The sequence below is a fragment of the uncultured Alistipes sp. genome (genome assembly GCF_949296715.1).
Taxonomy (GTDB): Bacteria; Bacteroidota; Bacteroidia; order Bacteroidales; family Rikenellaceae; genus Alistipes.
In genome coordinates this window covers 96,065-108,619 of sequence record NZ_CASFQD010000025.1, presented here as the reverse complement: position 1 = coordinate 108,619, position 12,555 = coordinate 96,065, and the positions used below count along the sequence as shown (strand labels likewise).

At 63.7% G+C, this 12,555-nt stretch carries 9 protein-coding genes; 1 reads left to right on the top strand and 8 read right to left on the bottom strand.

Features of this window, described 5'->3' with window-relative positions; all coding sequences use genetic code 11:
* Nucleotides 1-59: 59 nt before the first annotated feature.
* The 8 genes from Q1Y33_RS04050 to Q1Y33_RS04015 form a co-directional block, all read right to left on the bottom strand.
* The gene (locus tag Q1Y33_RS04050) at nt 60-623 is read right to left on the bottom strand and encodes a DUF4924 family protein (RefSeq protein WP_300798469.1); all 564 of its coding nucleotides are present in this window, start codon (nt 621-623) and stop codon (nt 60-62) included.
* Nucleotides 624-626: 3 nt separating this feature from the next.
* Nucleotides 627-2,858 carry an inorganic phosphate transporter gene (locus Q1Y33_RS04045; RefSeq protein ID WP_300798468.1) on the bottom strand — a complete coding sequence of 744 codons (2,232 nt, stop codon included), beginning with the start codon at nt 2,856-2,858 and terminating at the stop codon, nt 627-629.
* 351 nt (nt 2,859-3,209) lie between these two features.
* Nucleotides 3,210-5,366 (bottom strand): elongation factor G, encoded by a 2,157-nt coding sequence (locus tag Q1Y33_RS04040; protein ID WP_300798467.1) that lies wholly within the window; start codon nt 5,364-5,366, stop codon nt 3,210-3,212.
* A gap of 312 nt (nt 5,367-5,678) precedes the next feature.
* On the bottom strand, nt 5,679-7,070 hold the full coding sequence (locus tag Q1Y33_RS04035; RefSeq protein ID WP_300798466.1) for an aminopeptidase P family protein: 1,392 nt from the start codon (nt 7,068-7,070) through the stop codon (nt 5,679-5,681).
* 109 nt (nt 7,071-7,179) lie between these two features.
* Nucleotides 7,180-8,544, bottom strand: coding sequence for an MFS transporter (locus Q1Y33_RS04030; protein WP_300798522.1), 1,365 nt, complete (start codon nt 8,542-8,544; stop codon nt 7,180-7,182).
* A 251-nt stretch (nt 8,545-8,795) separates the two neighbouring features.
* On the bottom strand, nt 8,796-8,993 hold the full coding sequence (locus Q1Y33_RS04025) for a hypothetical protein (RefSeq protein WP_300798465.1): 198 nt from the start codon (nt 8,991-8,993) through the stop codon (nt 8,796-8,798).
* A 224-nt stretch (nt 8,994-9,217) separates the two neighbouring features.
* Nucleotides 9,218-10,459 (bottom strand): peptidase U32 family protein, encoded by a 1,242-nt coding sequence (locus tag Q1Y33_RS04020; protein ID WP_300798464.1) that lies wholly within the window; start codon nt 10,457-10,459, stop codon nt 9,218-9,220.
* A gap of 6 nt (nt 10,460-10,465) precedes the next feature.
* Nucleotides 10,466-11,437 (bottom strand): polyprenyl synthetase family protein, encoded by a 972-nt coding sequence (locus Q1Y33_RS04015; protein ID WP_300798463.1) that lies wholly within the window; start codon nt 11,435-11,437, stop codon nt 10,466-10,468.
* A 117-nt stretch (nt 11,438-11,554) separates the two neighbouring features.
* Here Q1Y33_RS04015 and Q1Y33_RS04010 point away from each other — a divergent pair, with 117 nt between their 5' ends.
* A complete protein-coding gene (locus Q1Y33_RS04010) occupies nt 11,555-12,553 on the top strand; it encodes an ROK family protein (protein WP_300798462.1) in 999 nt (332 codons plus the stop codon).
* The last annotated feature ends 2 nt before the right edge of the window (nt 12,554-12,555 follow it).

Sequence of the window (12,555 nt, the reverse complement as noted above, 5' to 3'; positions counted from 1 at the left end):
GTCTTGTGACCGGTCCCGTTTTTCCGTTGAGGCTTTTCGTCTCCGCCCCTCCGCTTCGCTTACTGCTCCCGCTCTTTGAAGAGGTCGATCTCGCCGCGCTCGACCTTGCCGTACATGGCGGCCAGCTCGCCGATCACGGGCGAGATGAACTCGATGGTGTCCGTCACGGCGGATTTGTCGCCCTCGCCCTTGATGCGGTAGAGCATCGTGGCGTAGAGCGCCCGGAAGCAGAGCTCCGTGTCGTTCATGCCCGGATTGCCCATCACCTCGCGCAGGCGCGGCAACAGCGGCTCCAGCCGGGCATAGGTCTGGCGGTAGTGCTCCCCCGCGGGCAGCTTCATCAGCTGCAGGTGCAGGTCATGCAGGTCGCGGATCAGGTGCAGCGTGTGCTCGAGATGCCCCTTCTCCTCCTTGCCCTCCTCGCGCAGCAGGTTGGCGATGTCCATGTACCACATGAGGAAGACGGGCCGCTGCCCCTCCTCGAGGTCCCTGCGCGGCGCGATGAGCTGCGAGTAGACCGCCTCGGGACTGAACTGCAACGCCCGCAGCAGGTCCTCCAGCTGCCACAGGTAGAGAATGTACTCGGCGATGTTCTCGCGGCGCTTGGCTTTGGCGATATCCATCTCCTACTGTTTTTTGATCCAGGTCGTGGGGCCGCTGCGGTGCTTGAGGAAGTACTGCTGCGACTTGAGCAGGTTGCGCGACTGGAGCACCATGTTCTTGGTCTCGGTGAGGATCGTCAGGTAAAGCATCGAGGCCTTGGTGTTCGAGCGGGCCTCGTTGATGCGCGTAAGCTCCGACTTGATGGCCTCGGCGATCGACTCGAAGAGCATGTCGCGCAGCGAAAGCACCGTCTCGATATCGGCGAAGTCGCCCTCGCGCAGCATCTGGTTGATGCGCCGGTAGATCGACTCCACGTCGTCGTTGATGGCCATCAGGTCCTTGACCTGCTCCTTCGAGAGCCCCTCATGGTTGTTGTCGATGTGCTCGAACGCCGGGCGCGTGATGTGCATCAGCGCCTTGGTCATCTCGTTGAGATAGTCGACGACCTGCACGTAGTAGTGCGCCGTATTGACGTCGTTGCCCTGCAGCTTCTTGAGCGTCGGCAGCAGCGTGTATTTGCGTTCGCGCGAGTGGTAGAAGAGGTCGTTGGCCTCCTTGACCATGTCGCGCAGCACCTTGCGGTTCTCCTGCATCACGGCGATCAGCGTGCGGTCGTAGATCTTCGTCGCACTCTCCATCGTGGCGCAGACCTCCTCGCGCAGCGATATGATGATGTCCTCGTTGGTCTCCGCGGCGGTATGGACTGCGGCGGCCTTGTCGCCTTTCTTGCGGAAATTGCTGTGGATGAGCATCCAGCCGCAGAGCACCGTGATGATGATGAAGGCCGGAATGCCGCCGTAGATGAGCGCCAGTCCGACGACGAAGGCGATCAGGAAGCCGCCCAGTGCCGTGATGAACCATCCGGCCACCACGGTCATGACGCCCGAGATGCGGTAGACGGCGCTTTCGCGGCCCCAGGCGCGGTCGGCGAGCGACGAACCCATGGCCACCATGAAGCAGACGTAGGTGGTCGACAGCGGCAGCTTGAGCGACGTGGCGATGGCGATGAGCAGAGCCGAGGTGGTGAGGTTCACCGTGGCGCGGATCATGTCGTAGGGGGCGCCGCTGTGCTCGACATCCTCGTATTCGAAGCGGTGCGAGATCGACTCGCGCACGCGCGGCGGGATGGCCCGCTCGACACCGGCGTTGACGTTGAGGGCCGCGCGGACGATCGTGCGCGAGAAGAGCGACGAGCCGTACTGCTCCTGCCCCTCGTCGCCCTGCGCCGAGAGCGAGATTTCGGTCTCGGAGACGTGCATGGCCTTCTTCGAGGTCCAGAGCGTGACGATCATGATGACGCCCGCGGCCAGCAGGATCAGGAAGTTGGCCGGGACGTTCTCGTTGAGCGCCTCCATGAGCATGCCCGCGTCGCCCGAGTGGCGGGCAATCGAGTAGGCGTCGAAGCTGGCCACCGGCACGCCGATGAAGTTCACCAGGTCGTTGCCCGCGAAGGCGAGGGCCAGGGCGAAGGTGCCCGAGAGGATCGTGATGCGCAGGATATTGATCTTCAGCCGCTGGATGAAGAAGAGCAGCAGCGAGCAGACGCCCCAGCAGACGAAGAGCGCGAGCAGCAGGTGCCGGTCGATGAACTCGATGAAGGCGTGGCCCGCAAGGACCGTCTTGAGCCCCTTGAAGAGGGCGAAATAGACGATCGAGGTGAGCGAGGCGCCGCACCAGAGGGCTCCGTAGCGGCGGAACGGCACCGTATAGCGGAACGAGAAGATCAGGCGCGAGACGTACATCACGATGGTGCCGCACGTGAAGGCGATAACCACCGAGAGGAGGATCGCCGAGACGATACCCATGGCCCGCGAGGTGTTGATGTACTCGCCCAGGGCGCCGATGCCCAGCGTCGGGTCGTTCGAGATTTTGTAGATCGACACGGCGATGGCCGAACCGAGCAGGCAGAAGATCAGCGAGACGGTCGTCGAGGTGGGAAGTCCCCAGGAGTTGTAGAGGTCGAGCAGGATGACGTTGGCGAACATCACGCCCAGATAGAGCATCATGACCTCGTGGAACGTAAAGAGCCCGGGGTTGAACATGCCGCTGCGTGCGACCTCCATCATGCCGCTCGACGTCACGACGCCGATGAGGATACCGATGGAGGCGACCAGCAGGATGACCTTCATGGATGCGGCCTTGGAGCCGATTGCGGAGTTCAGGAAGTTGACGGCGTCGTTCGTTACGCCGACGAAGAGACCCGAAATGGCGAGGACACCCAGAATGCCGATGATGACGGTGTAGATTTCGCTCATGTGAAGGTGTTGGTGCAAACTTTGAACAAAGTTACGCCAATTTTTCCGATGAAACGGTTTTGACACCCATTGTTAACATTAATTTAACACTGCCGGGACAATATCGTGATCCGGGACACCCGCCGAAGGCATGCCGCCGGCCCGGGGCGCAGCGTTCGGGAGGGACGGCCGGCCTCCGGAACCGGGCAGGGTGGCAGCAAAGCGGGCGGGACACAAAGTGACGGACAGGGAGCGGGCCGGGCGCAGAAAAAGCGGGCGGGACACAAAATGACGGACAGGGAGCGGGCCGGACGCAAAAAAAGCGGGCGGGGCATGACAGCCCCGCCCGCCGTTGGAATGCGATGCGGCCGCCTACTCCTCGTCGGTGTCGGTGTAGGCCTTGAGCAGCTTCTCCTGCACGTCGGCCGGCACCTGCTCGTAGGAGGCGAACTTCATCGAGTAGGTCGCCGATCCGGAGGTGAGCGACGAGAGGGTCGTCGAGTAGCGGTAGAGCTCGGCCAGAGGCACCGTGGCGTTCAGGCGGTCGAAGCCCTTGTCGGACTCCATGCCGGCGATCATCGCGCGGCGGTTCTGCAGGTCGGACATCACGGCGCCCATGTAGTCGCTCGGCACGAGGATCTCGACATTGTAGATCGGCTCCATGATCTTGGGCCCGGCGTTGCGGAAGGCCTCCTTGAAGGCGTTGCGGGCCGCAAGCTTGAACGAGATTTCGTTCGAATCCACCGGGTGCATCTTGCCGTCGTAGACCACGACGCGGATGTCGCGGGCGTAGGAGCCGGTCAGCGGGCCCTCGTCCATCTTCTCCATGATACCCTTCAGGATGGCGGGCATGAAGCGCGCGTCGATGGCGCCGCCCACGATCGCCGAGTAGAACTGCAACTTGCCGCCCCACGGCAGGTCGTACTCCTCCTTGGTCTTGACGTTGACCACCATCTCGCCCTTGCCCGGCACCTTGTAGTTCTTCGGCTCGGGCATGCCGTCGTAGTAGGGCTCGATGATCATGTGCACCTCGCCGAACTGTCCGGCGCCGCCCGACTGCTTCTTGTGGCGGTAGTCGGCCTGTGCAACCTTGGTGATCGTCTCGCGGTAGGGAATCTTCGGCGCGATGTAGTCGTAGGAGAGCTTGTTCTCGGCGAGGATGCGCGAGCGCAGGATGTTCAGGTGGTGTTCGCCCTGGCCCTGGATGATCGTCTGCTTGAGCTCCTTGGAGTAGTCGACCAGAATCGTCGGGTCCTCGAACTTGGCGTCGTTGAGAATCTTGCCGAGCTTCTCCTCATCGCTCTGCTCCTTGCACTTGAGGGCTGCGCGGTAGCGCGGTTCCGGGAATACGATGGGTTCGATCGTCACGGGCGCCGAGGCGGCCGCGAGCGTATCGTTCGTGCGCGTGCCCTTGAGTTTCACGGTGCAGCCGATGTCGCCGGCCGAGAGCTCCGTCACCTTGATGCGGTTCTTGCCCGCCACGGCGAAGAGCTGCGAGAGCTTCTCCTTGTTGCCCGTGCGGGTGTTCACCAGTTCGGCACCCTCGGCGATCTTGCCGCGGATGACGCGGAAATAGGTGATCTCGCCGATGTGCTGCTCGACCTGGCTCTTGAAGACGAACGCCACGGCGGGTCCCGCCTCGTCGGCAGCCACCTCCTCGCCCTCGGTCGTGAGGAACTTCGGGGCCTTGAGCGGTCCGGGAGCCACGTTGATGATGAACTCCATCAGACGCTTCGTGCCGATATCATACTTGCCGCTGGTGCAGAAGATGGGCATCACCTCGCGGTTGGCCACGCCGATCTTCAGACCCGCGCGGATGTCGTCCTGCGTGAGCGTCCCCTTGTCGAAGTAGAGCTCCATGAGGGCCTCGTCGTGCTCGGCGGCCATTTCGACGAGCTCCTTGTTAAGCTCCTGCGCACGCTCCAGCTCCTCGGCCGGGATGTCGAGCTCCTCGCGGTGTCCGTCGTGGTCCTTGAAGCGGTACATCTTCATCAGCAGCACGTCGATGAAGGCGTTGAATTCCGGGCCCTGGTTGACGGGATACTGCACCAGCACGGGCTTCACGCGCGAAGCGGCCTTGATCGACTCGAAGGCGGCCTCGAAGTTGGCCTTGTCGGCGTCGAGCTGGTTGATGACGCCGATGACGGGTTTCTTGAGCAGGCGGGCGTAGCGGGCCTGTATTTCGCTGCCGACCTCCCAGCCGTTGACGGCGCTGTAGAGGAAGACGCCGACGTCGCCGACCTTGAATGCCGAGAAGAGGCTTCCGCAGAAGTCGTCCGAGCCCGGGCAGTCGATGATGTTCAGCTTGCGGTCCATGAATTCGGTGAAGAGGATCGTCGAATAGATCGAGCGCTTGTATTCGTGCTCGATATCCGTATTGTCCGAGAGCGTGTTGTTCGTCTCGATACTACCCCTGCGGTCGATGACCTTACCCTCAAAGGCCATCGCTTCGGCAAGGGTAGTTTTTCCCGTGCCGGGCGCGCCGATGAGTACGATGTTCTTGATCTCTTTGGCTGAATAGTTTTTCATATTCCCGTTATGGTTTTAAGGTTGTTTTTCGGTAGCTTTTCGTTTAGCCGACTATAAATATACGAAAAATTCCAAAAAAACAAGAAACGGCGCCTCTTTTTCGGGGTGAAACGGCGTTTCGGGCGGGGTGAAGAGGTCCTCCGGGACGGATGGCGGACGGGCAGCGCGGGGTGCGGTCCGTCCGGCACGGGTCACGGGGACGGCCGCCCCGGGTGTCGGAACGGTGCGGCTTCTGCGGCCCCGAGGCTCCTGTGGCAACAAAAAATCCGGAGCCCGCAGGCCCCGGATCGGTCGGATGATATCGCCGGAGGGCTACTTGCCCACGACGGCTTCGAGCTCCTCGGCCGTAACGGGAATCTTCCGGTCGCCGAGAACGCGGCTGCCCTCCTCCGTGACAAGGATGTCGTCCTCGATGCGGATGCCGCCGAAGTCGCGGTAGGCCTCCAGCGCGTCGTAGTCCACGATCCCCTTGTATTTGCCCTCGGCGCGGCACTTGTCGATAAGCGCCGGAATGAAGTAGAGGCCCGGCTCGTCGGTCAGCACCGTCCCCGGCTCGAGCCGCCAGGCGGCGCGGTAGATGCAGGTGCCCGAAGCCGCGGCGCGTTCGCTGATCTGCGAGAAGTCGAACGACCGCTCGCCCATCGCCTCGCAGTCGTGCACGTCCATGCCCAGCCCGTGGCCCAGCCCGTGGGGCATGAGCATCGTCATGGCGCCCGACGCCACGGCATCGGCCGCCGAGCCCTTGAGCAGGCCGACACCGACGAGCCCTTCGGCCAGCGTCATGTAGGCGGCGTTGTGCACCTCGGTATACATCATGTGGGGGCCGACGATGCGGGCCACGTGGTCGTGCGCCGCAAGCACGATGTCGTAGATTTCACGCTGCTGCGGCGTGAACCGCCCGCTGACGGGATAGGTGCGCGTATGGTCCGAGCAGTAGCCCTCGACGCTCTCGGCCCCGGCGTCGCACAGCAGCAGCCGTCCGTCGGTCAGCACGCCGTCGGCGTTGAGGTTGTGCAGCGTCTCGCCGTGCTGCGAGACGATCGACGGGAACGACACGCCCTGCCCCTTCGACTTGGCGACACCCTCGATCGCCCCGGCGATCTCGCGCTCGACGACGCCCGCGCGGCACATCCGCATGGCGAGCGTGTGCATCTCGTATCCGATGCCGAAGGCGCGCTCCATCGCCTCGATCTCCTCGGCGCTCTTCTTCTCGCGCATCTCCGCCACGGCGAACATCAGCTCCACGGACTTGTAGTCGTGCAGCAGCGCGGGCTTGATGCCCAGCAGCGCCGAGAGCTGGAGTTTCGTCTCACCGCGGTAGGGCGGCAGGTAGTGGATGCGGCGTCCCAGCGCAATGGCCCGGCGCAGACGTCCCTCGAGTTCGGCCATCGGGAAGGTCGCCGTGACGCCCACGCCGGCGCCCATCTCGCGCAACGTCGGCTGCGGACCCGTCCAGATGATGTCCTCGACCGTGAAGTCGTCGCCGTAGAGGGCCTCCTCGCCCGAGTCGGCGTCGATCACGCCGACGACCGACGGGACGTTCAGCCCGAAGTAGTAGCGGAACGTGGAGTCCTGACGGAAATAGTAGGCGTTGTTGGGGTAGTTGTTCGGCGTGAGGGGGTTGCCCGGCAGCAGGATGATGCCCGAGCCGATCTTCGTGCGCAGTTCGTGGCGGCGCGCCGTGTAGGTTTTGGCTGAAAACATGGTTTCGGAATTTTGTTTGCCTCAAAGATAGCAAAAAATCGCAGAAATGCGAAGGGGCCTCCGCCGACTTTTCATGCGCAGAGCCCTCCGGCCCTCTCCCTGCGGGCGGTTACACCCCGTTCTTGCGCCGCAGCCCCTCGGGCAGCGGCAGGCGCACCCGCATGAAGCTGACGACGGCTCCGGTGCAGGCGAATCCGCTGGCCAGCAGCAGTGCCGCGTGGGTGCTGCGCCCCGGCACGAAGTGGAAGAGCAGGGCCATGAGCGCCGCGCCGGTGGTCTGTCCCAGCAGGCGGGCCGTGGCGAGCATGCCGCTGGCCGAGCCGCTGCGCTCGGGAGGTGCCGAGGCGATCAGGATGCTGTTGTTGGGCGACTGGAAGAGCCCGAATCCTGCGCCGCAGAGCACCAGCCGCCAGATGATCTCCCTCTGCGCGGGGTGCGGCGGCAGGAAGGCGAGCAGCAGCAGCCCCGAGGTCATTACCGTCAGCCCGATGCCGCCGAGCAGTCCGGCGTGGATGCGTTCGACCAGATAGCCGGCCGTCGGGGCCACGACCATGATGACGGCGGGCCACGCCGTGAGCAGCAGACCGGTCTGCACCTCGTCGTAGCCGCACTCACCCTGCAGGTAGAAGGGCAGGGCCACGAGGGCGAGCATCTGCCCGAGGAACGAGCAGACCGAAGTGGCCACCGAGACCGAGAAGATGGGGATGCGCAGCAGGTCGAACGGCAGGATGGGATACTCCTCGCGGAGCTGGCTGCGGATGAAGAAGAATCCGATGACGAGCAGCGCGGCGACGCCGACCGAGAGGATGCGCGGGTCGAGGCCGTGCGAGAAACCCTCGACCGAGGCCATCATCAGGCCGAAGGTCAGGGCGTTCATCACGGCGTCGCGCCAGCGGAAGTGCCGGCTCGTGACCCGCACGGGGTTGCGGGGCAGGAACCGGTGGCTCAAGGCCAGCGCCACGAGCCCCATGGGGATGTTGACGGCGAAGAGCCACGGCCACGGGGCGACGGCGAGGATGCCTGCGGCGATCGTGGGTCCGGCTACCGCCGAGATGGCCACGACCGTGGCGTTGATGCCCATGCCGCGTCCGAGGCGGGCGCGGGGATAGATGATGCGGATGAGGGTCGTGTTGACCGACGTGATGGCCGCGGCGCCGAAGCCCTGCATCACGCGCGAGAGGACGAGTGTCTGCAGCGATTCGGAGAGGGAGCAGCCCACCGACGCCACGGTGAAGAGCATCAGTCCGCCGATGTAGACCTTGCAGTAGCCGACCAGGTCGCCCAGGGCCGAGAGCGAGAGAATCGAGACCATGATGGCCAGCTGGTAGGCGTTGACAATCCAAATCGAGTCGGCGGGCGAGATGCCCAGCTCGCGCCCGATTGTGGGCAGGGCGACGTTGGCGATCGAGCCGTCGAGCACCGAGAGGCTGACGCCGAAGGCCACGGCGAGGATGGCCCCGAGGCGGCGCGGCATCGGGATGCCGTCGGTCGGGGCGGCCTGCGTGGCGGATATGTGGTTTGGAAACTCCATCTGCGGAGAGACGGGCTGCGGTCTGTACTGCAAAATTAGCAAAAATAACGAAACCCCGGTCATCCCGGGGCTTCATCGCACAACTATGAGTCTTTCGCGCGGAGGGTAAGAGCCCCGCGGTAGGGATCTCCTGTTTGAACTTTTTATTTTAGGTTGTGTCTCTGTTTCGGTCGGTTTTGGTGTCGGCCGCAGGTTCATCGGCCGGCGTTGCGGCTGTCCGTCCGCGCCGTGCCGCGCCAGATGCCGCCCGCGCAGAGCAGCAGGACGATCGCGAGGATGCCGTCGCAGGACGGATCGGCATCGGGGAAGAGCAGCCGCATGGCGATCTGGACGGCAAAGGCGGCCACGACAAGCGTGACGGCGACGATGCGGATGACTTTTTCGATTTCCATGATCGGTCGATTGGTTTTGACGGTGCAAACTTACGAAAGAAATTTTGAAAAACAAATAAATTTTATTGTTTTTCGATAAATTATTTTCGATTGTTAACTGTGGGCCCTTTTGCAGCACCAGGTATGCAGCATAAAAAAGGACGCATGCGCTGCGTCCTTTGTAATATCCTGTGCCGGGCCGGATTACCCGGGAGGCTGTCCGGATGTCGAAAAGGAAAGGGTCCTTATGCGTCGACGAACTTGTAGAGCTGGTCGCCGCGGCGGATGACGCCCGGCGTGCGGATGGCGCAGAGCTCACCCTGCCGCACCTCGCCCGCCGGCGTGCCGTCGGGTCCGTGCAGCTCCTCGAGCCGCTGCTCGGCCACGCCGGTCGTGGCGCCGAGGAAGAAGATTTCATCCCCCACGGCCACGGGCGACGCCTCGACGAGCACCTCGGCCACCGAAAGTTTCTTGTAGAAGTTCACGACCTTGCCCACGTAGACCTTGCGGCGCGTGGCCGAGGAGCCGTAGGCGGGGCTGTGCTCCACGACCGGACGCCCGGCGTAGTAGCCCTCCCAGAATCCGCGGTTGAAGACCGTCGCGAGCCGCTCCTTGAGGCGGGCAGCCAGCCCGGGCGTGTAGCTCCCCGCCTCGATGGCCCGCAGGGCCTCGTCGTAGCACTCCACCACGCGCTTGACATACTCCGCACCGCGGGCGCGCCCCTCGATCTTGAGCACACGCACCCCCGCCGCAAGCATCCGGTCCAGGAAGTCGATCGTACAGAGGTCCTTGGGCGAGAGGACATATTGTCCGTCGGTGTCGAGCTGTGCGCCGGTCTCCTTGTCCGTCAGGGTGTATTTGCGGCGGCACAGCTGGCGGCAGGCCCCGCGGTTGGCCGAGCAGCCCGTCTCGTGGAGCGAGAGGTAGCACTTGCCCGAGATGGACATGCAGAGGGCGCCGTGGGCGAACATCTCGATCTCCACGAGCTCGCCGCGCGGCCCGCGGATGTCGTCCTCGACGATCCGCCGGTGGATTTCTGCCACCTGCTCGAGCGAGAGCTCGCGCGCCAGCACCACCGTGTCGGCCCACTGCGCGTAGAAGCGCACCGCCTCGGAATTCGAGATGTTGCTCTGCGTGGAGATGTGCACCTCCTGCCCGATGCGCCGGGCGTAGAGGATCGCCGCCATGTCGGTGGCGATGATGGCGTCGACACCTTCGCGCCGGGCGCGGTCGATCACCTCGTGCACGGCCGTCATCTCCTCCTCGTAGACGACGGTGTTGACCGTCAGGTAGGCCCTGACGCCCGCCTCGTGCGCCGTGGCGACGATGCGCCCGAGGTCGTCGAGCGAGAAGTTCGCCGCCGAGGCCGCGCGCATGTTGAGTTTCCCGACGCCGAAGTAGACGGCGTCGGCACCGGCCTGAATGGCCGCCGCAAGGGCCTCGTAGGAGCCTACGGGGGCCATGATTTCGATATCGGAACGTTTCATGAAGCGCTATTTTTTGCGGCCCATCAGGCTTTCGGCGAAGGCGCGCAGCTGCTGCGTGCGCTCCTTGGGCGCCGAGAGCGTATCGAGGATCGAGAGAGCCCGCTCGAAGCGCAGCTCGATCTGCTGCTCGGTCAGGCGCGGCACGTCCAGCCGGTCGTAAACGGCCTTCACGGCGGCGATCCGCTCGGCGTCAGTGAGCTCCGGGTCGCGGTAGGCCGTGCGGAGCACCTCGCGTGTGGGTTCGTCAGCGCGGCTCATGGCCGTAATCATCAGGTAGGTCTTCTTGCCCTCGAGGATGTCGCCGCCGATGGCCTTTCCGAGGCGTTCGTCGCCGTAGCTGTCCAGCAGGTCGTCCTGCAGCTGGAACGCCAGGCCGAGCTCGATGGCGAAGCGGCGCAGCTTGCGGCAGTCCTCCTCGCCGGCCCCGCCGATCAGGGCGCCGATGACGGTGGCGCCGGCCAGCAGCACCGAGGTCTTCAGCTCGATCATGTGCATGTACTCCACCACGGAGACCTTCTGCTTGGTCTCGAAATCCATGTCGTACTGCTGCCCCTCGCAGACCTCGAGCGCCATGTCGTTGAAGACGCGCAGGATGTGCGGCAGGATCGGGGCGGGCAGGTCGGCCAGCAGGCGGTAGGCGCAGATGAGCATCGCGTCGCCCGAAAGGATGGCGACGTTCTGTCCCCACCGGGCGTAGACCGAGGGTTTGCCGCGGCGCACTGGCGCATTGTCCATGATGTCGTCGTGCAGCAGCGTGAAGTTGTGGAACACCTCGACGGCGGCGGCGGCGGGCAGCGCCTGCTGCACATCGTCCGAGAAGATGCCGCAGGCGAGCGCCACGAGCATCGGCCGCAGGCGTTTCCCGCCGCCCGCGAGCGAGTAGCCGATCGGGGCGTAGAGGTGGTCGGGTTCGGCCGGGAAATCGGTTTGTGCCAGGTAGTTCTCTATGGTTGCGAGCAGCTGATCGTTGGTTTGCATGGTCGGAAAGGATTTTTTGACGGTGATTCTGTCCCAAAAGTAGCAAAAAAGTTTGGAGTAGCCGAATTTTCCGATTAACTTTGAGGGTAATTCTGAACTTTTAACCTGAAATCAGCCATGAAAAAACTCGCTATCGGCGTGGATATCGGAGGTATCAACACGGCTTTCGGCCTGGTGGACGAAAACGGAGACCTCTATGCCGAATCGGTCATCTCGACCAAGAAATATCCCTATGTGGACGACTACCCTGCCTACGTCCATGACCTGTGCGACTCGATGCGCGCACTGGCCTCGAGCCTCTCGTTCGAATACGAGCTGGCGGGCATCGGCATCGGCGCCCCGAACGCCAATTTCCACAAGGGGACCATCGAAACGCCGGCCAACCTCTGGAAGTTCCGCGCCGGCGAGGAGAACACCGACGAGTCGCGCCGCATCTTCCCGATTGCGGAGGATATTTCGAAATATTTTGACGGCACGAAGGTGGTTGTCACGAACGACGCCAATGCCGCGACAATCGGCGAGATGATCTACGGCAACGCCAAGGGCATGAAGGACTTTGTCATGATCACGCTCGGCACGGGCCTCGGATCGGGCTTCGTGGCCAACGGCGAGATGATCTACGGCAGCGACGGCTTCGCCGGCGAATTCGGCCACGTCATCGTCGAGCGCAACGGCCGCGAGTGCGGCTGCGGACGCCGCGGCTGCCTGGAGACCTACGTCTCGGCAACGGGCATCAAGCGCACGGTCTTCGAGCTGATGGCCACGATGAACGCCCCGAGCAAGCTGCGCGACATCGCCTTCAGCGACCTCGACGCCTCGATGATCTCGGCCGCCGCCGAGCAGGGGGACCTCATCGCCAAGGAGGCGTTCCGCTTCACGGGCGAGATGCTGGGCCGGGCCCTTGCCGACGTGGTGACGGTCACCTCGCCCGAGGCGATCTTCCTCTTCGGCGGTCTGTCGAAGGCCGGCAAGCTGATCTTCGAACCGACGCAGTGGTACATGGAGGAGAACATGCTCTTCACCTACAAGAACAAGGTCAAGCTGCTGCCGAGCGGCATCCAGGGCAAGAACGCCGCCATCCTCGGCGCCTCGGCGCTGATCTGGCAGGAGATGTAATT